The organism is Kitasatospora terrestris (genome assembly GCF_039542905.1).
Classification (GTDB): domain Bacteria; phylum Actinomycetota; class Actinomycetes; order Streptomycetales; family Streptomycetaceae; genus Kitasatospora; species Kitasatospora terrestris.
In genome coordinates this window covers 6,306,223-6,324,200 of record NZ_BAABIS010000001.1, presented here as the reverse complement: position 1 = coordinate 6,324,200, position 17,978 = coordinate 6,306,223, and the positions used below count along the sequence as shown (strand labels likewise).

Annotated in this window: 15 protein-coding genes and 1 pseudogene; 8 read left to right on the top strand and 8 right to left on the bottom strand. The window is 74.6% G+C overall.

Going from position 1 to position 17,978, the window contains the following annotated elements; genetic code table 11:
* Positions 1–68: 68 nt before the first annotated feature.
* Complete coding sequence (locus tag ABEB06_RS28995; RefSeq protein ID WP_345699844.1) at positions 69–560, top strand: MarR family winged helix-turn-helix transcriptional regulator; 492 nt, start codon at positions 69–71, stop codon at positions 558–560.
* Here ABEB06_RS28995 and ABEB06_RS28990 read toward each other — a convergent pair.
* The 6 genes and pseudogenes from ABEB06_RS28990 to ABEB06_RS28965 all read right to left on the bottom strand — a co-directional run bounded on the left by ABEB06_RS28990 (position 557) and on the right by ABEB06_RS28965 (position 8,543).
* On the bottom strand, positions 557–2,392 hold the full coding sequence (locus ABEB06_RS28990) for an ABC transporter ATP-binding protein (RefSeq protein ID WP_425559710.1): 1,836 nt from the start codon (positions 2,390–2,392) through the stop codon (positions 557–559). The two genes, ABEB06_RS28995 and ABEB06_RS28990, sit on opposite strands and share 4 nt — an antisense overlap.
* Before the next feature lie 72 nt (positions 2,393–2,464).
* Positions 2,465–3,238, bottom strand: coding sequence for an SDR family NAD(P)-dependent oxidoreductase (locus ABEB06_RS28985; RefSeq protein ID WP_345699842.1), 774 nt, complete (start codon positions 3,236–3,238; stop codon positions 2,465–2,467).
* A 330-nt stretch (positions 3,239–3,568) separates the two neighbouring features.
* Positions 3,569–4,546 (bottom strand): zinc metalloprotease, encoded by a 978-nt coding sequence (locus ABEB06_RS28980; protein ID WP_345699841.1) that lies wholly within the window; start codon positions 4,544–4,546, stop codon positions 3,569–3,571.
* 217 nt (positions 4,547–4,763) lie between these two features.
* Positions 4,764–5,657, bottom strand: a complete 894-nt coding sequence (locus ABEB06_RS28975; protein WP_345699840.1) for an SDR family oxidoreductase — start codon at positions 5,655–5,657, stop codon at positions 4,764–4,766.
* A gap of 356 nt (positions 5,658–6,013) precedes the next feature.
* Positions 6,014–6,928: pseudogene (locus tag ABEB06_RS28970) on the bottom strand (alpha/beta fold hydrolase); the annotation flags it as partial.
* Between the two features lie 73 nt (positions 6,929–7,001).
* Complete coding sequence (locus ABEB06_RS28965; RefSeq protein WP_345699839.1) at positions 7,002–8,543, bottom strand: flavin-containing monooxygenase; 1,542 nt, start codon at positions 8,541–8,543, stop codon at positions 7,002–7,004.
* A gap of 154 nt (positions 8,544–8,697) precedes the next feature.
* Here ABEB06_RS28965 and ABEB06_RS28960 point away from each other — a divergent pair, with 154 nt between their 5' ends.
* Positions 8,698–9,456, top strand: coding sequence for a MerR family transcriptional regulator (locus ABEB06_RS28960; protein ID WP_345699838.1), 759 nt, complete (start codon positions 8,698–8,700; stop codon positions 9,454–9,456).
* Positions 9,457–9,713: 257 nt separating this feature from the next.
* The gene (locus ABEB06_RS28955; protein ID WP_345699837.1) at positions 9,714–10,949 is read left to right on the top strand and encodes an MFS transporter; all 1,236 of its coding nucleotides are present in this window, start codon (positions 9,714–9,716) and stop codon (positions 10,947–10,949) included.
* A 59-nt stretch (positions 10,950–11,008) separates the two neighbouring features.
* On the opposite strand, the gene ABEB06_RS28950 is transcribed toward ABEB06_RS28955, so the two are convergent.
* Positions 11,009–12,070, bottom strand: coding sequence for a DUF1906 domain-containing protein (locus ABEB06_RS28950; protein ID WP_345699836.1), 1,062 nt, complete (start codon positions 12,068–12,070; stop codon positions 11,009–11,011).
* Between the two features lie 170 nt (positions 12,071–12,240).
* On the opposite strand from ABEB06_RS28950, the gene ABEB06_RS28945 reads away from it, so the two are divergent.
* Complete coding sequence (locus tag ABEB06_RS28945) at positions 12,241–13,125, top strand: DMT family transporter (protein WP_345699835.1); 885 nt, start codon at positions 12,241–12,243, stop codon at positions 13,123–13,125.
* A 4-nt stretch (positions 13,126–13,129) separates the two neighbouring features.
* On the opposite strand, the gene ABEB06_RS28940 is transcribed toward ABEB06_RS28945, so the two are convergent.
* Complete coding sequence (locus ABEB06_RS28940; protein WP_345699834.1) at positions 13,130–13,861, bottom strand: (2Fe-2S)-binding protein; 732 nt, start codon at positions 13,859–13,861, stop codon at positions 13,130–13,132.
* A 94-nt stretch (positions 13,862–13,955) separates the two neighbouring features.
* On the opposite strand from ABEB06_RS28940, the gene ABEB06_RS28935 reads away from it, so the two are divergent.
* The 4 genes from ABEB06_RS28935 to ABEB06_RS28920 all read left to right on the top strand — a co-directional run bounded on the left by ABEB06_RS28935 (position 13,956) and on the right by ABEB06_RS28920 (position 17,969).
* Positions 13,956–14,990 (top strand): FecCD family ABC transporter permease, encoded by a 1,035-nt coding sequence (locus ABEB06_RS28935; RefSeq protein WP_425559709.1) that lies wholly within the window; start codon positions 13,956–13,958, stop codon positions 14,988–14,990.
* Between the two features lie 128 nt (positions 14,991–15,118).
* Entirely contained in the window at positions 15,119–16,060 is a 942-nt protein-coding gene (locus tag ABEB06_RS28930; RefSeq protein WP_345702028.1) for a FecCD family ABC transporter permease, read from the top strand.
* Entirely contained in the window at positions 16,060–16,890 is an 831-nt protein-coding gene (locus tag ABEB06_RS28925) for an ABC transporter ATP-binding protein (protein ID WP_345699833.1), read from the top strand. The genes ABEB06_RS28930 and ABEB06_RS28925 overlap by 1 nt, the downstream gene beginning before the upstream one ends.
* 83 nt (positions 16,891–16,973) lie before the next feature.
* The gene (locus tag ABEB06_RS28920; RefSeq protein ID WP_345699832.1) at positions 16,974–17,969 is read left to right on the top strand and encodes an ABC transporter substrate-binding protein; all 996 of its coding nucleotides are present in this window, start codon (positions 16,974–16,976) and stop codon (positions 17,967–17,969) included.
* Positions 17,970–17,978: the final 9 nt, after the last annotated feature.

The window sequence follows — 17,978 nt, the reverse complement described above, 5'->3', positions numbered from 1 at the left end:
TCGGGGCGGCTCGTTGACCAATTCTCTCGCTGAGCGAGATACTAGGCGAGCGAGAGGAGTGGACGTCAATGGCTGAACCCGAGATGGGACTGGTGCACCTGCTGCGGGCGGTGACGGTCGAGTTCGACCTGCTCGGCGCGGAGTTCGCGGCCCGCAACGGCCTGCACCCGACGGACCTGCGGGCGCTCATCGCGCTGCTGGACGCGGCGCGGGCCGGCGAGACGGTGACGCCCGGGCGGCTCGGCGAGCGGCTGCGGCTCAACTCGGCGGGGACCACCGCGCTGCTCGACCGGCTGGAGCGGCTCGGCCTGGTGCGGCGGGAGCGGGATCCGGGCGACCGCCGGCGGGTGCTGCTCGCCGTCGAGGAGCGGGCGGTCGAGCTGGGGTGGTCGTTCTTCGGGCCGGTGATCGACGGGCTGGTCGGCGCGATGGGGGGCTTCGACCGGCAGGAGCTGGAGACCGTCCGCCGCTTCCTCACCGCGATGGCCGCATCGCTCGCGGCCCCCGGCCGGAGCACTGACCGCCCCGGCCCCGCCCAGGGTCTGTCCGACAGACCCTAGGCGGGGACGCTCTCCCGGTGGAGCAGGGCCGCGTAGCGGCCGCCCTCGGCGAGCAGGGCGTCGTGGGAGCCGAGCTCGGTGACGGTGCCGCGGTCCAGGACGGCGATCTGGTCGGCGTCGCGGACGGTGGAGAGCCGGTGGGCGATGGTGATGGTGGTGCGCCCCTCGGCGAGGGTGTCGAGGGCCTGCTGGACGGCGGCCTCGGTCTGGTTGTCCAGCGCGCTGGTGGCCTCGTCCAGGATCAGCACGGGCGGGTTGCGCAGCACCGTGCGGGCGATCGCCAGGCGCTGCTTCTCGCCGCCGGAGAACCGGTAGCCGCGCTCGCCGACCAGGGTGTCGTACCCGTCGGGCAGCGAGACGATCAGGTCGTGGACGTGGGCGGCGCGGGCGGCGGCGACGAGCTCCTCGTCGCTCGCGTCGGGCTTGGCGAAGCGCAGGTTGTCCGCCACCGAGGCGTGGAACAGGTAGGTCTCCTGGGAGACCACGCCGACCGCGCGGGCCAGGGTGTCGAAGGACAGCTCGCGGACGTCGACGCCGTCGAGCAGCACCCGGCCGTCGGTGACGTCGTACAGCCGGGGCACCAGGTACCCGAGGGTGGACTTGCCCGACCCGGTCTCGCCGACCAGGGCGAGCGAGCCGCCCGCCGGGAGCTCCAGGTCGATGCCGCTGAGGGTGGGCCGCTCCTGGTCGTCCTGGTAGGAGAAGGTGACCCGGTCGAAGGTGACCTCGCCGCGGACCGTCTCCAGGTGCACGGGCCGCTCGGGCTCGGCGATCTCGACCGGGAGGTCCAGGTACTCGAAGATCCGCTGGAACAGCGCCAGCGAGGTCTGCACCTGGACGCCGGTGGACAGCAGGCTGACCGTCGGCCGGAACAGGCCCTGCTGGAGCGAGACGAAGGCGACCAGGGTGCCGAGCGAGACGATCGGGGCGCCGCCCGCGCTCGCCAGGCCGGCCGCCCAGTAGATCACCGCGGGCATCGCGGCCATCACCACGCCGATGGTGGACATCCGCCAGCGGCCGGCCATCGAGGCCCGGACCTCCAGGTCGGCGAGCTCGTCGGACTGCTCGGTGAACTCCCGGGAGAGCGAGCCGGAGCGGCCCATGGTGCGGCCGAGCAGGATGCCGCTGACGGACAGCGACTCCTGGACGGCGGAGCTCATCGCGGCGAGCTGCTTCTGCCGCTTGGTGGTGATCGCCTTGCGCTCGTTGCCGACCCGGCGGCTGATCCACACGAAGAGCGGGAGCAGCAGCAGGGAGACCACGGTCAGCCGCCAGTCGAGCGCGACCATGGCGACCACGCTGGCGATCACCGCGGTCAGGTTGGAGACCAGCGAGGTGGCGGTCGAGGTCACCGTGGACTGCATGCCGCCGATGTCGTTGGCGATCCGGGACTGGACCTCGCCGGTGCGGGTGCGGGTGAAGAAGGCGAGCGACATCCGCTGCAGGTGGTCGTAGACGGCGGTGCGCAGGTCGTGCATGACGCGCTGGCCGACGGTGGTGGAGATCAGCGTCTGCAGCACGCCGAACACGCTGTTGACCACGGCGGCGGCGATCATGCCGAGCGCGAGCAGGCTGAGCAGCCCGGTCCGCCCCTGCGGGATCGCGACGTCCAGGACGGCGCGCAGCAGGAACGGGGTGACCACGGAGACCACCGCGGACGCGGCGACCAGCAGGCCGACCACCGCGAGGCGGCCGGAGTACGGGCGGAACAGCGCCAGGATGCGGCGGATCTGCGCGGGCGGGCGGGGTTCGCCCCGGCCGCGTTCGGGCGGGGTCCAGTCGATCCGGTTCAGCTGCAACGGGAACCTCCGGGGTGGGCGGGCTGCCAGCATACAGAGCGAAGCTCATAGTTAGCAAAGCTAAAAGAATCGCCCGGTATTCCCCGCCCTCCCCGAGGGCCTCGGTCAGTCCGTCCGGTAGGTGCGGGCCGCCTTGGAGGAGACGCCGCCGAGCCGGCCGGCCGGGAGCAGCCGGGCCAGGGCGACGACCGCCTTGTAGCGCTTGCCCGGGACGCAGAGCGAGCGCCCGCGGGCCAGGTCGCGCAGCGACTCCTCCACCACGCGGTCCACGTCCAGCCAGGCCCAGGACGGGATGTCGGAGGTGCCCATCCCGGCGCGCTCGTGGAACTCGGTCCGGGTGAAGCCCGGGCACAGCGCCTGCAGCCGCACCCCGCTGCCGGACAGGTCGCGGGCGATGCCCTGGGTGAAGTTGACCACCCACGCCTTGGTGGCGCCGTACGTGCCGCGCGGCAGGAAGGCGGCCACCGAGGCGACGTTGACGACCGCGCCGCGCCCGCGCTCGCGCATGCCGGGCAGCGCGGCGACGGTGGTCCGCAGGATCGCCTCCACGTGCACCTTGAGCATGTCCAGCTCGGCCTGGAGCGGCACGTCCAGGAAGGCGCCGCGGTTCCCGAAGCCCGCGTTGTTGACCAGGACGTCCACCGGCCGTTCGGCGTCGCGCAACCGGTCCTCGACGGCGGCGATGCCGGCGTCGGTGGCGAGGTCGGCGGTCAGCGTCTCGACCTCGACGCCGTAGGTCTTGGCGAGATCGGCCGCGGCCGCCTCCAGCCGCGCGGTGTCCCGGGCGACCAGCACCAGGTCGCGTCCGCCGCGGGCCAGCCGGCGGGCGAAGGCGGCGCCGATTCCGGCGGTGGCGCCGGTGATGAGAGCAGTGGTCATGCCCAGACCGTACTGGCTGGTAGCGGCCGGCGCACCGGCGCCCGGCGCGGCCGCGCCGCACGCCCGGTCCGCGGCCCTACCCGCCGCCGACGGGGGGATGTCGCACGGATGTCCGGCGCGCCGCGCACGGGAGGGCGGCGGCGGAATCGTACGGTGCTCGCACATCGCAGCCCACGCGATGGGATTGTCCGACCGACTCCGACCGAGGGAATCTGATGCCCACTCAGACTCTTCCGCGCTCCATACCACGGCGGTGAGCCGACGACGGCCCGGCCTCCGCGAACGGGGGCCGGGCCGGCCGAGCTGGTGCCGCAGGTCAGGCGTCGGGCGTCAGGCGCGGTAGGAGGCCCAGGAGTTGGTCATCCGGGTCACCTGGCCGGCGGTGAACTGGTACATGCAGGAGTCGTAGGTGTAGTCCATGAAGTTGTGGATCGGGTCGACACCCGCCTTGGAGGTGCAGGTGTCGCGGCCGGTCGGGCACTGGTAGGCGGCCGACTTCTCGGCGGGGGTGTCGGAGACGTAGTCGCCGTTGCCGTTGCAGCCGCCCTGGAAGGTGTGGTACAGACCCATCCAGTGGCCCACCTCGTGGGTGGCGGTGTCGCCCTCGTTGTAGTTGGTGGAGGAGCCGCCCGGCAGCGAGGTGTCCAGCATGACCACGCCGTCGTCGGTCGGGTTGGAGTTGTACGAGCTCGGGAAGGTCGCCCAACCCAGCAGCGACTGGCCGAGGTTGGCGGTGTAGATGTTCAGCGCGTTGGCACCGCCGCGGCGGAGCGCGGACTTCATCTGCTTCTCGGCGGTGGAGCCCGGCGTGATGGCGTTGTACCAGGAGGAGTTGTCGGTGTAGTCGGTGGCCGCCAGCTGGAACTGGAACGGGGTCGCGACGTTGCCGGTGCCCTGACCGCCGTACGCCGCGTTCAGCACCGACAGCTGGTTGGAGATGGCGGTCGCGGAGAGCTTGCCGGTGGTGCCCGAGTGCACCACGTGGAAGTAGACCGGAATGGTCGTCGCGGCCAGCGTGCCGCCGCCGGCCAGCGACTTCGCACCGTTCGGCGACTTCTTCAACTCGGCTATCCGGGACTGGAGATCGGCGTCCATCGCCTTCGCTGCCGCGTCGGTCACGGCGTTCGGCTCGTGCGCCTCGCTGCCGGCCGCACGGCGGGCGCCGGCGTCGGCGGAGCTCTGCGCGCAGTCGGCCGACGCGCCGGCCGCCGACAGCGCGGTGGGAACGGAGAACTGGGCGAACGCGAGCGTGCCGGTGAGGGCCGCGACGCCCAGCAGACGGGTGGAGATCCGGGCAGAACGACGCATCTGCTCTCCTCGGGTGTGGGGGTGAGGGAGGGTGAGGGGGAACGACGGGATCACCGCCGCCGAGCAGAGGCTACGAGGCGGAATCGTGTACGCGTCAGACCCGTTCCGGCCGTGAAATTTTCACGACAAAACGCCCAAAGACCGGAGGTTTACCGGTCTTTGGGCGCTACTCGATGGAACCTTTACATCACGGCAACATCGCCGCGATGGCCGGAATTCACCCCTCGGCGGGGGTCCGGCTCGCCGAGACGTCCGCCGCGCCGCCCGCTCCCACCGGCTTCAGGCGCGTCGCGGCCGTCGCCTTCAACTCCGGCGCCAGCTTCGCCACGTCACGCGCGCCCACCGCCGCGATCAGGCTCGGCAGCAGCCAGCGCACCGGCTGCATGCCGCGCAGCCACGCCTGCGCGTACACGTGCGCCGAACGGCGGCCGATCCCCGCGACCAGCCGGTCCACCGCCGGCCCCAGCGGGTACGTCTTGTTCGCCGGCCACGGCAGCTTCGACCGCATCTGGCGCAGCACGGTGTCCTCGTCGGCCCCGCGCACCATGTCGGTGTCGGTCCAACTCAGGTACCCCACGCCGACCTTCACCCCCTGGTACGCCACCTCGGCGCGCAGCGCGTGGGCGAACGACTCCACGCCCGCCTTCGACGCGCAGTACGCCGACATCAGGGGTGCGGGGGTGATCGCGGCGAGCGACGCGATCTGCAACAGGTAGCCGCGGCTCTCCGCGAGCGCCGGCAGGAACGCCCGGGCGGTGGCCACCGAACCCAGCAGGTTCACCTCGATCACCCGGGAGAACATCCGCGGGTCGCTGTCCTGGAGCGGGCCGCCGATCGCGATGCCCGCGTTGGCGACCACCGTGTCGATCCGGCCGTACCGGTCCTTGATCGCGGCGGCGACCGCCACCAGCGCGTCCAGGTCAGTGACGTCCGCCTCCCACGCGGAGGCGTGCTCGCCGCACTCCGCGGCCACCGCCTTCAACTCGGCCGGCTCCAGCCCCACCAGGGCCACCTTGGCCCCCTGCGCGGACAGCTTGCGGGCCATCAGCGCCCCGATGCCCCGGGCGGCACCGGTGACGACCACGACCTGCGACGACAGCGGCGGATTCATGACGCGGACTCCTCGACGACGGTGGGGGCGGTACGGACGGACGGAGCAGCGGACGTGCCCGCGGCAGCACCGGAGGGCTTCGCCGAACCCGCCGCGGGCGGGAGCGCGGACGCAGTGGCTCCGGCCGACGGCGGAGCTGCGGAGACGCCTGCGGCAGCTTCGGTGCCTGCCGGAGGCTGCGCCGAGCCCGCGGCGGGCGGCGCCGAAGACGCGCCGACGGTTCCCGCCGACAGCTTCGCAGAGCTCGCCGCGGGCGGGGCCGGAGCCGCCGGCTGCACCGGGCCGACCGACGGCGGAGCTGCGGAGACGCCCGCGACAGCCGTGCCACCGGCCGAGGGCCTTGCCGAGCCCGCGGCGGGCGGGTGGGGTGCGGCCAGGGTGGCGAGGCGGCGGATCTCGGTGGCGATGTCGGTGGGGCGTTCGACCGGGGACATGTGGCCGGTGCCGGGGAGTTCGAGGAGGCCCTGCGGGTTGGGGAGGGCGGCGGCGATGCGGCGGGCGAGGACCGGCGGGGTGAGGCGGTCGTGGGTGCCGACGACGACGGCGGTGGGTGCGGTGAGGTGGGCGAGCCCGGGGCGGACGTCGAGGGTTTCGAGGACGCCGGCCCAGCGGTGGCGTACGGCGGTCGGGCAGGCGTGCACGATCTGCGCGCAGGCGGCGACCCGGTCCGCCGGGGCGGCGGGGCCCATGGTCGCGTACTTGAGCGCCGCCCGGGAGACGGCGGTGACCGGTCCGAGCGGCAGCCGGGACCGCAGGATCTGCCGGTGCAGGAACCGTCGTGCGCCCGCGTGCCGCACCGCGGCCGGAACGACGGCGAGTTCGGCGACCAGGTCGCCGGCGCCGGTGGAGGCGAGCAGCGCCGCGGCGGTCCGGGCGGCCACCTCGGGCCGGTCGGCGGCGGCCATGATGGTCATGCCGCCCATCGAGTGCCCGGCGAGCACGGCGCGCTGCCCGGCCGGGACGGTGGCGAGCAGGACGGCTTCGAGGTCGTCGGCGAGCTTGTCGGTGCCGTACCCGGCGGTGGTGGCCGGGGTCTCGCTGCGGCCGTGGCCGCGCTGGTCGTAGGCCACCAGCCGGAATTCGGCGGCGAGCCGGTTGACGACGGGGGCCCAGAAGGTGGTGGCGCAGGTCCAGCCGTGGGCGAGGACGACGATCGGCGCGCCGTCGGGCCCGTACTCCTCGACGTTGAGCGCGGTGCCGTCGGCGGAGCGGACGCGGTGGACGGCCGCGGGGTCGGGCAGGACGCAGTCGCGCGGGACGGTCGGGTTCATGCGCCCACCTCGCTGCGCTCGGCGGGGGCATTCACCCATGCGCGCCTCTCGACGATTCGCTCGCTTCGCTCGCTCATGCGGGGACGACCTCCTGGGCGGGGACGGGGGCGGTGCGCTTGATCAGCTCGTACTCGGCGAGGTCGACCTTGCGGGTGGCGCGGCGGAAGGAGCTGGTGGAGCCGGGCCAGAGCACGGTGTTCTTGCCGGTCTCGTCGAGGTACCAGCTGCGGCAGCCGCCGGTGGACCAGACGGTGCGCTCCATCCGGTGCTGGAGTTCGAGGTTCCAGCGGCGCTGGGCGCGCGGGGTGGGCTGCATGGCGGTCGCGCCGACGGCGTCGAGGGTGGCCAACGCATCGATCAGGTAGTTCAGTTGGGACTCGATCATGAGGATCATCGAGCTGTTGCCGAGGCCGGTGTTGGGGCCGATGACGAAGAAGAGGTTGGGGAAGCCGTGCACGGTGGAGCCGCGCAGCGCCTCCATGCCGCCCTTCCAGCTGTCCCGCAGGCTCGTCCCGCCGACGCCGTGGACCCGTTCGGCGATCGGCATGTCGGTGACGTGGAAGCCGGTGCCGAAGACGATCGCGTCGACCTCGTGCTCGCTGCCGTCGGCGGCGACCAGGGTGGATCCGCGCACCTCGCGCAGTCCGGAGGCGACCACCTCGGTGTTGGCGGCGGCGAGCGCCGGGTAGTAGGTGTTGCTGAGCAGGATGCGCTTGCAGCCGATCCGGTAGTCCGGGGTGAGCCTGGCGCGCAGCTCCGGGTCGTGGACGGCGCGGGCGAGGTGCGTCTCGGCGAGCTTCTGCACCAGTTTGAGGGCTCCGGGGCGGCGGACGAAGGCGTCGACCTGGAGCTCGCGGAGGGCGAACAGGGTGCCGCGGCGCAGCGCGCCGGTGGGCGGCAGTGCGGCGTGCAACCACTTCTCGGCGGCGGTGATCTCGCGGTCGCGGCGCGGCAGGACCCAGGCGGGGGTGCGCTGGAAGACGGTGAGCTTCCCGACCTCCGGCTGGATGGCGGGGATGATCTGCGCGGCGGAGGCGCCGGTGCCGACCACGGCGACCCGCTTGCCGGTGAGGTCGTAGTCGTGGTCCCAGCGGGAGGAGTGGAAGACCTTGCCGGGGAAGGCGTCGAGGCCGGGCAGGTCGGGGATCTGCGGGTCGGCGAGCGGGCCGGCGGCGCAGACCACGGCGTCGGCGGTCCAGGTGCCGGCGGCGGTGGTGACCCGCCAGCGGGTGTGTTCGGCCTCCCAGCGCAGCTCGGTGACCTCGGCGTCGAAGCGCAGGTGCGGGCGGAGGCCGAAGACGTCGGCGACCTTCTCCAGGTAGGCGCGGATGTCGGGTTGGCCGGAGAAGCTGCGCGGCCACTCGGGGTTGGGCGCGAAGGAGAAGGAGTACAGGTGGGAGGGGACGTCGCAGGCGCAGCCGGGGTAGCTGTTGTCGCGCCAGGTGCCGCCGACGGCGCCGGCGCGCTCCAGGATCACGAAGTCGGTGATGCCCGCCCGGCGCAGCCGGACGCCGGCGCCGAGGCCGCCGAAGCCGGAGCCGACCACGGCGACGCGCACGTGCGGGGCGGGCTGTGGTGCCGGCTCGGGGGGCTGCTGCTTGGTGCGCGCTGCCATGCGGAGGGCCTCCTGGACGGGGGTGGTGGTGCACGGACCATGAGAACAGGCAGAACGTTGCCAGTAATCACTGGCGTGGTTGGCAGGGTAACCCTTGTTGACACCGAGTGGAATAGCGCGCGCAGGATCCGGCCCGGGACCTATGCTGACCGGCGTGGCGGAGATCCAGGACGGGGCCGGACCGACCGGTCGGCCCCGTGAGTACCGTGTCGAGGAGCTGGCCGAGGCGGCCGGCGTCAGCGTGCGCACGGTGCGCTTCTACCGGGAGCGCAAGCTGCTCCAGCCGCCGCGCAAGGAGGGCCGGATCGCCTGGTACGGCGAGGAGCACCTCGGCCGGCTGCGGCTGATCGCCGAGCTGCTGGAGCGCGGCCACGCGCTCGGCGGCATCGCCGAGCTGATCGGCGCCGGGGAGAGCGGCCGGGGCCTCGCGGAGCTGATCGGCCTCACCGACGCGCTGATCGCCCCGTGGTCCGACGAGACCCCCGTCCACCTCGGCTGGGAGCAGTTGCAGGCCGCGTTCGGCGACCAGCTGACCGAGCGGAACACCGCCGAGTCCGTCGCCCAGGGCTACATCACCGTCGAGGACGACGGCATCACCCACGTCAGCCGCCGGCTGATGGACGCCACCACCGCGCTGGTCGCCGAGGGCGTGCCGCTGGCCGCCGTCCTGGAGGTCAGCCGCCGGGCCCAGGAGTACGCGGACGCCACGGCCGGACTCTTCGTGGCGCTGATCCGCGAGCAGCTGCTCGGCGCGCTCGACCACGTGGACGAGCTGACGCCCGCGGAGGTCGCCCGCCTCACCGAGCAGGTCCGGCGGATCCGGCCGCTCGCCCGGGCCGTCAACGAGGCCCAGTTCGCGCTGGCGATGGACCGCCGGGTCCGCGACGAGGTCCGCCGCCTCCAGCAGCCCTGACGGTGCGACGGATCCTGGCGGCGCAGCCGGCCACGCCGTTCCCCTGCCCGGTGCACGTCGTCGGGCCGAGCGGCGGTTGGACGGTCGTACGGGTGGCGGCGGACGGGGCGGTGGCGACGCTGGGTGATCGCACCGTGACCCGGGCGGGGGAAGGTCGGTAGCGTCGGAGCACCACCCGCTCCTGCGCGCGAGCTTCTACGGGGCCGGGAGCGGGGAGGCGGGCGCCCCGGACCGGCCCGCCCGGGGGTGGGCGGCCGATGGCCGTGGTCACGACGTTCCGTACGGCGGTCGCGTTGAGCGGCGGGCCGGTCCTGGTGTGGTCGCTGCTCGGGCGGCTGCCCGCGGCGATGTGCCCGATCGGTTCGCTGCTGCTGGTCACCCACGACTCCGGCAGCGTCTGGAAGGGCTCCGCGGTCGCCGGTGTGCTCGCGGTCGGGCAGGGCGTCGGCGGACCGCTGGTCGGGCGGCTCGCCGACCGGCGCGGGCAGCGGACCGTGGGGCTGGTAGCGGCAGTGGTCAACGCGGTGGCGATCGTCGCGCTGGTGGCCGGATCCCGAGGACAACTCCCGCTGGCGATCCAGCTGTTCGCGGCCGCTCTGGTCGGCGTCTCGGTGCCCCTGGTCGGTCCGCTGGCGCGCAGCCGGTGGGTGCGGCTGGCGGCCGGCGACCGGGCGTCCACGGCCGCCGCGCTGTCGCTGGACGGCACGGTCGACGAGATCAGCTTCACGGCCGGCCCGGCGGTGGTCGGTGTCCTCGCGGCGCTGGTCGACCCGGCGGCGGGCATGCTGCTGGCGGCGCTGCTGGTCGCCGTCTGCGGCACGCTCTTCGCAGTGCACCCGACCGCCTCGCCCGGTGTGCCGACCCCGGTCGGCCGGACCGGCGGGCGGCTGGTGAACGGGCCGTTCGCCCTGCTGCTGGCCGGAATGGCGCTGCTGGGCGTGTGCTTCGGCTCGGTGCAGGTCGGCGTCACCGCGACCACGGACCGGCTCGGGCACCCGGGCGCGGCCGGGCTGCTCTACGGCCTGATCGGCGGCGTCTCCTCGGCGGCCGGGGTGCTCACCGCCGCCCTGCCGGCCCGCCTCGGCCTGCCGCTGCGGCTGCGGGCCGGGACCGTGCTGCTGGTCGCCGCCGCCCTGCTGCTGCCCGCCGCCGGGACCATGACGGCCCTGGCAGTGGGCGTCGGCTGCCTCGGCGCGGCCGTCGCGCCGCAGATGATCACGATGTTCGGGCTGGCCGAACGGACGGTGCCGGCCGTCCGGTTGGGCGAGGCGATGGCGGCGCTGGTCAGCAGCATCACGCTGGCCCAGTCGGCCGGAACGGTCGTCGCCGGGTGGGTCGCCGAGCGGTACGGACCCGGCGCGGCGTTCGCGGTGACCTGCGCCGCGGCGGCCGCGGCGATGCTGCTGGCCCTCGGAACGGCGACCGAACGCCGGTACCGGCGGCGGGAGTTCCCCGTCACCGCCGCTCCCGCCCCGGAGGCGGCCCTGCGCTGACGGTCCCGGTGGTCCGGTCCCGGCGGCTGTCCGGTCCCGTCGGCGGTCCGGTGCCGCGGTCAGCCGATCACGGCGACCGGGCCGTCCCAGGCGTCGCGGTCCACGGTGAGCGCGGAACCCCCGTACGTCTCCTTCTGGTTGACCACGTACTGGTGGCCGCGCCGGTGGCCGCTCCACAGGCCGGCGCCGAACGGGAAGCTCGACGTGGTGTCCGCGACGCCGTCGTACTTGGCGTACCAGACGGCGTCCGGCAGGTCGGGGGTCCGCTGCTCGACGGCCTTGGCGATCCCGGCCGCGCTGGAGGAGGCGTACCCGTAGAACCCGGCGGTGTAGCCGGCCTGGCGCAGTGCCCGGGTGAAGCCCTGGACGTAGCCGACGACGGCCTGCCCGCAGGCGGCGTCGGAGGCGTTGTACGCCTCGACGTCCAGGTAGATCGCGCCGCCGGCCCGCATGCCGAGGGCGCCGGCCTTCGCCACGGCGTCCTGCCCGTCCGCGGTGCCCTGCGGGCCGGGGTTCGCGGCGTCGATCCGGTACGGGCCGGCGCCGCTCTGGCAGGGCGCCTGGGCGCCGACGTACAGCGGGATCAGCCGCCAGCCGCCGGCGGTGACGGCCTTCACCCAGCCCGCGGTCAGCTGCGGCTGGGCGCACCCCCGGTTCCGGCCGCCGATGTAGACCGCCGCGGCTCCGTACGGCGAGGTGCCGTGCCAGGCGGTCATCACGCTCAGCGCGGGTGCGGTGCAGGTGTCGAAGGCGAGGCCGGTGAAGACGGGGGACGTGTCGGTGCGGGCCGCCGGGGCGGCCGGGACCTGGGACGCGCCGGACGGCGCCGCGGACGGGGGACGCGCACCGGTGGGGCTGCCCGACGGCGTGGCCGACGCGGACGCCGACGCCGAGGCGGACCCGCTCGCGCTCGCGGACGGCGAGGGAGCGGCCTCCCCGGTGGGGGACGCGGCGACGGCGGTGCCGTCGGCGGCCGGGGCGGCGGCCTGCGCGGTCCCGGCGGCGGCGCCGCCGTCGTGGTCCGACGGCCCGGCGACGGCCACCGCGGCGCAGGTTCCGATCAGCAGACCTGCGGCCGTGAGCATCGCGACGCGCCGCTTCGGCATCCGGGCTTTCGGCACGACGACCTCTTCGTTCAGGACACGGCGGGGTCCGGGGCGGCCGTGCGCGGTACGGGGAGATTCCTATCACCCGCCGGATCGGCCCCGGCACCGGGGGGAGCCCTCGGCCGGCCGCCCCGGACCGGGGAAAAGCCGGTTGCGGTGCGGGGCGCGGCTCGTAGCCTGACGGGATGGATCTCTCACCTGCGGCCGCGACCCGGCCGGACGGGAAGGCGCTCGCGGCGACGGCCACCACCGTGGTGCTGTGGGCCTCGGCGTTCGTCTCGATTCGCAGCGCGGCCGACCACTTCGGGCCCGGCGCCCTGTCGTTGGGGCGGCTGGCGACCGGCTCGGTGGTGCTGCTGGCGCTGCTGCTGTACCGGCGCGAGGGGCTGCCGCCGAAGGCGGCGTGGCCGGGGATCGTCGCCTCCGGGGTGCTGTGGTTCGGGCTGTACACGGTGGCGATCCACTGGGGCGAGCGGCTGGTCGACGCCGGGACGGCGGCGATGGTGGTGGCGCTCGGGCCGGTGCTGATCGCGCTGCTGAGCAGCCGGCTGCTGCACGAAGGGCTGCCGCGCAGGCTGGTCGGCGGGCTCGCGGTGTCCTTCGCGGGCGCGCTGGTGGTCGGCGTGTCGATGTCCGGCGGCGGGGGCGGCTCGGTCGGCGGGATCCTGCTGTGCGTGCTGGCCGCGGTGACGTACGCGGCGGGGGTGGTGCTGCAGAAGCCGGCGCTGCGGCACGCGAGTCCGCTGCAGGTCACGGCGTTCAGCTGTGCGACGGGCGCGGTGGTGTGCCTGCCGTTCGCGCCGCAGCTGGTGTCGCAGCTGGCGGCGGCCCCGCTGGACGCCGGGCTGAACGTGCTCTACCTGGGGCTGTTCCCGACGGCGCTCGCGTTCACGGCGTGGGCGTACGCGCTGGCGCGGACCAGCGCGGCGAAGCTGGGGGCGACCACGTACGCGGTGCCGGCGCTGGTGGTGCTGATGTCCTGGGCGGTGCTGGGCGAGCTGCCGCGGCCGCTGGCGTTCGCGGGCGGTGCGCTGTGCCTGGCGGGCGTCGCCCTGTCGCGCCGCGGCTGAGGCGTCAGGCGGCCGTCCGCCGGGGGCAGGTGCCGCAGGGGTTGGCCGGGTCGACCGCGTAGTAGAGGCAGCAGCCCTGGCGGGTACGGGTCCAGGCGCCGTCCTCGCGGCGGAAGCCCGCGGGGCCGGTCCAGGGCGGGGTGCCGGCGGGGACGAGGGCGGTGGCCACGGCGACGGCGCGGTCCTCCTGGTCGAGCATCCGGCCGAGGTACCAGATGCCGGAGACCAGGTCGTCGGTGGCCATGCCCCACAGGGCGCGCGGGCCGCGGCGGACGTACGGCTGGAAGGCGGCGAGGACGGGCCCGACGTGCGCGGCGACCGCGTCGCGCACGTCGGCCTCGTCGCCGAGCTCCCAGGCGCCGGGGCGCAGCGCGAAGTCGCCGCTCTCCGCGGCGATCCACAGGTCACGGGCGGGCAGCACCGGGACCCGGCGCTCCAGGTACCAGACGCCGCTGATCAGCAGCGAGCTGGTCCACAGGTAGTGGTGGAGCAGCCGGGAGGCGGCGACGTGGGGCCGCGGGGCGGCGCCGTGGCGGGCGCGGATGCGGGCGCTCTCGCCGTCGACGAGGCGGTCGACGGCGGAGGCGAGCCGGTCGGCGGGGATCCAGTCCTGACCGTCCGCCGGGGCCTCGTCGACCGTCGCTACCGTCAGCACCGGGCAGATCAGGCCAAGCTGACGGTACGTTCCGGCCAGCTTGTCGGTCGTCCGCGCATGCCTGGCGGGCAGGTGGAGCATGGTGACCCCCTGGGAAGGCTGAGGTGAGGCTCACCTTACACACAGCCGCCCCGGGCTTGACTAATTAAGGCAAGCCTCACCAAACTTTGATCTCGTGCTCAGAACCGAACCACCGGCGCCCGCGGCCCCGGCACCTCGGCTCCCGGCGACTCGGCGGCCCCTGCTGCTGGTCGCCGGCGTCGGCGTGCTCGTGCTGTGCGCGGCGCTCAGCCTCGCCCTCGGATCGCGATCCATCCCGCTCGCCGCGGTGGTTGACGCCCTGTCCGGTACGGCGCACGGCGGCGACGCCGACGTGGTGGTCGGACTGCGCGTGCCGCGGACCGTCATCGGGGTGACCGTCGGGGCCGCGCTCGGCGCGGCCGGGGCGGTCGCCCAGGGTGTGACCCGCAATCCGCTGGCCTCGCCGACCACGCTGGGGATCAACGCCGGGGCGAGCTTCGCGGTGGTCGCCGCGATCTTCGCGCTGGGCCTCACCCACCCGCTGGAGTTCGTCTGGTTCGCGGTCGCCGGTGCGGCCGGCGCCGCCCTGCTCGCGTACGGCATGGCCCGGCGCTCGGGCGACCTGGACCCGGTGCGCCTGGCGCTCGGCGGCACCGTGCTGTCCGCGGTGCTGGCGTCCTGGACCTCGGCGCTGATGCTGGCCAGCCGCCGCACCCTGGACGAGGCGCGCTTCTGGCTGGCCGGTTCGATCAGCGGGCGCAGCCTGGACGCGCTCTACCAGGTGCTGCCGCTGATCGCGGTCGGGATCGTGCTGGCCCTCCTGGTCTCCCCCGCGCTCAACGCGCTGGCGCTGGGCGACGAGACCGCGCAGGCGCTCGGCGTCCCGGTGGCCCGGATCCGGGTGCTGGGCGGTCTGGCGGTGGTGCTGCTGGCGGCCGGTTCGGTCGCGGTGGCCGGCCCGGTGGCGTTCATCGGCCTGGCGGCGCCGCACCTGGTCCGTCCGCTGCTGGGCAACGACCACCGGGTGCTGGTGCCGGGCTGTCTGATCGCCGGTCCGGTGCTGCTGCTGACGGCCGACGTGCTGGGCCGGCTGGTGGTGCGCCCGTCCGAGATCGAGGTCGGGATCGTCACCGCGTTCCTCGGCGCCCCGCTGCTCGCGGTGCTGGCACGGAAGGTGACGTCCCGGTGAGCCCGTCCACGCCGGTCGAGGAGCAGGTCGCGAAGCAGGTCGCGGCGCGGCCCGGCTCCGGTGCGCTCGCCCGTGCGCGCCGCCGCAGCCTGCTGCTGGCCGCCGGCGCCGCCGTCCTGCTGGTGCTGATGACCGGCCTGGCGCTCTCCACCGGCCAGGTGCGGATCCCGCTGCCGGACGCGCTGCGCGCGCTGTTCGGCTTCGGCGCGGACGGCGACGTGCTGGTGGTGCGGGAGTTCCGCGCGCCGCGGGTGCTGTCGGCGCTGATCGCGGGCGCCGGGCTGGCGGTGGCGGGTTCGCTGCTGCAGCGGTTGTTCCGCAACCCGCTGGCCTCGCCGGACGTCATCGGCGTCACCGGCGGCGCCTCGTTCGGGGCGGTGCTGCTGCTGGCCACCGGCGCCCCGCAGGCGCTCACCCCGCTGGCGGCGCTCGGCGGCGGGCTGCTCGCCGCCGCGCTGCTCGGCGCGTTCGCCTGGCGCTCGCGGATGGCGGTGACCCGGCTGGTGCTGGTGGGCCTGGCGGTGCAGGCGGGGCTGGCGGCGGCCGTCAACCTGATGATCGTCCGCTTCCCGGCGGAGCTGGCCGGCCAGGCGCTGCAGTGGACCACCGGCTCGCTGTACGGCCGGACCTGGCCCGAGGTGTGGGCGGCGGGCGGCGCGATCGCCGTCGCGGTGGCCGCGGTGTTCCTGCTGAACCGCCGGGTCGCGGTGCTGGACCTGGGCGACGACTCGGCCGGCGGCCTGGGCCTGGACCCGCACCGCAACCGCCTCGGCCTGCTGCTGCTCGCCGTGGTGCTGGCCTCGCTGGCCGCCGCGCTGACCGGGCCGGTCGCGTTCGTGGCGCTGGCGGTGCCGCACCTGACGCGGCTGCTGGCGGGCCCGCCGACCCCGGCGACGCTGGCGCTCACCGCGCTGACCGGCTCGCTGCTGCTGCTGGCCGCCGACCACCTCGTCCTGCACGTGCTGCCGGTGCACGGCCTGCCGGTCGGCGCCGTCACCGCGACGCTCGGTGCCCCCTGGCTGCTGGTGCTGATGATCCGCCAGGGCCGACTGCCGCAGAGGAGTTCCTGATGACCACCGCCAGCACCGCCGCCACCGCCGCCGGCCCCTCGGCCGGCACCGGACGGCTGGCCGCGCACGGCCTGCACCTGCGGTACGGCGACCGCCCGGTCGTCCGCGGCCTGGACCTGGAGCTGCCGGGCGGCGCGGTCACCGCGATCGTCGGCCCCAACGCGTGCGGCAAGTCGACCCTGCTGCGCGGTCTGGTCCGGCTGCTGGACCCGGCGGCCGGTACGGTCACCCTGGACGGCGCCGACATCCACCGGATGCCCGCCCGGGCACTGGCCCGCCGGATGGGTCTGCTGCCGCAGCAGCCGGTCACCCCGGAGGCGGTCACCGTGGAGGCGCTGGTCAGGCTCGGCCGCTACCCGCACCAGCGGATGCTCACCCCCTGGTCGGCCACCGACCAGGCGGCCGTGGAGGAGGCGCTGCGCCGGACCGGCACCGACGCGCTGCGCGACCGCCCGGTGGACCAGCTCTCCGGCGGCCAGCGCCAGCGCGCCTGGATCGCCCTGGCCCTGGCCCAGGACACCGACCTGCTGCTGCTCGACGAGCCGACCACCTTCCTGGACCTGCGGCACCAGCTGGACGTCCTCGACCTGGTCACCGACCTGCACCGGGACGCCGGGCGGACGGTGGTCATGGTGCTGCACGACCTCGGCCAGGCCGCCCGCTACGCCGACCACCTGGTGGTGCTCCGCGACGGCGAGCCGGCCGCGGCCGGACCGCCCGGCGAGGTGCTCACCGCCGAGCTGGTCGAGCAGGTCTTCCAGGTCCCCTGCCGCGTGATCCCCGACCCCGAGACCGGCACCCCGCTGGTCGTGCCGCTGGCCCGCCGCTGACCCCGCCTCCCGAGCTTCCGGCGGTGCCCCCGCGCGCCGCCGGCCCCGACCCTGCCCGAAAACACTCCCGCAAGGACAGAACCATGACCAACCGCAGACTCCCCGCCGCCGTGCTCGCCGCCCTGCTCTCCACCACCCTGCTGGCCGCCTGCGGCAGCGAGGGCACCACCGACGCGAAGCCGGCCGCGAGCCGGGCGGCGGGCGACTCCGCCGCGGTCTTCCCGCGCAGCGTCAAGCACGCGATGGGCACCGCCGAGATCAAGGCGCAGCCGAAGAAGGTCGTGGTGCTGGACTCGGGCGAGCTGGACGACGTCACCCTGCTCGGCATCACCCCGGTCGGCGCGGTCGCCCCGCACCTGAAGACCGAGGGCGGCTTCCCGGCGTACCTCAAGGGCAAGATCGACGGCACCAAGGACGTCGGCCCGATGGCCGAGCCGAACCTGGAGCTGATCGCCTCCCTCAAGCCGGACCTGATCCTGACCTCCAAGGTCCGCCACCAGAAGGTGTACGACAAGCTCAACGCCATCGCCCCGACCGTGATGGCCGAGACCACCGGCCAGCCGTGGAAGGAGAACCTGGCGCTGTACGCGCAGGCGCTGGGCAAGGAGGCCGAGGCGAAGAAGGCGCTGGCCGACTACGAGGCCCGCGCCGCCCAGCTCGGCGAGGCGGTCAAGGCCAAGTACGCCGGCAAGGCGCCGACCGTCTCCGTGGTCCGGTTCGTGGCCGGCCCGACCCGGCTGTACCAGAACGCCTCGTTCAGCGGCGTGGTGCTGAAGGACGTCGGCATGGGCCGCGCGATCCAGGCCCCGGACGTGGACAAGGCGATGCTGGAGGTCAGCCCGGAGCAGATCAACCAGGCCGATGCCGACCTGGTGTTCGTCACCACCTCCGACGACCCGTCCAAGACCAAGCAGGCCGAGGTCCAGCAGACCGCCGTCTGGCAGGGCCTGAACGCGGTGAAGAACAGCAAGGTCTTCACCGTGCCGGACGAGATCTGGATGTCCGGCATCGGGGTGCAGGCCGCCGACGAGATGCTCAAGGACATCGCCAAGGCCGCCGGCGTCGACGCGCCCAAGTAACCCTCCACC

Excerpts from the sequence above, each read along its gene's own strand:
- ABEB06_RS28995 (WP_345699844.1), top strand. The coding sequence starts at position 69 with ATGGCTGAACCCGAGATGGGACTGGTGCACCTGCTGCGGGCGGTGACG.
- ABEB06_RS28990 (WP_425559710.1), bottom strand. The coding sequence starts at position 2,392 with ATGCTGGCAGCCCGCCCACCCCGGAGGTTCCCGTTGCAGCTGAACCGG.
- ABEB06_RS28985 (WP_345699842.1), bottom strand. The coding sequence starts at position 3,238 with ATGACCACTGCTCTCATCACCGGCGCCACCGCCGGAATCGGCGCCGCC.
- ABEB06_RS28980 (WP_345699841.1), bottom strand. The coding sequence starts at position 4,546 with ATGCGTCGTTCTGCCCGGATCTCCACCCGTCTGCTGGGCGTCGCGGCC.
- ABEB06_RS28975 (WP_345699840.1), bottom strand. The coding sequence starts at position 5,657 with ATGAATCCGCCGCTGTCGTCGCAGGTCGTGGTCGTCACCGGTGCCGCC.
- ABEB06_RS28965 (WP_345699839.1), bottom strand. The coding sequence starts at position 8,543 with ATGGCAGCGCGCACCAAGCAGCAGCCCCCCGAGCCGGCACCACAGCCC.
- ABEB06_RS28955 (WP_345699837.1), top strand. The coding sequence starts at position 9,714 with ATGGCCGTGGTCACGACGTTCCGTACGGCGGTCGCGTTGAGCGGCGGG.
- ABEB06_RS28945 (WP_345699835.1), top strand. The coding sequence starts at position 12,241 with ATGGATCTCTCACCTGCGGCCGCGACCCGGCCGGACGGGAAGGCGCTC.
- ABEB06_RS28940 (WP_345699834.1), bottom strand. The coding sequence starts at position 13,861 with ATGCTCCACCTGCCCGCCAGGCATGCGCGGACGACCGACAAGCTGGCC.
- ABEB06_RS28930 (WP_345702028.1), top strand. The coding sequence starts at position 15,119 with ATGACCGGCCTGGCGCTCTCCACCGGCCAGGTGCGGATCCCGCTGCCG.
- ABEB06_RS28925 (WP_345699833.1), top strand. The coding sequence starts at position 16,060 with ATGACCACCGCCAGCACCGCCGCCACCGCCGCCGGCCCCTCGGCCGGC.
- ABEB06_RS28920 (WP_345699832.1), top strand. The coding sequence starts at position 16,974 with ATGACCAACCGCAGACTCCCCGCCGCCGTGCTCGCCGCCCTGCTCTCC.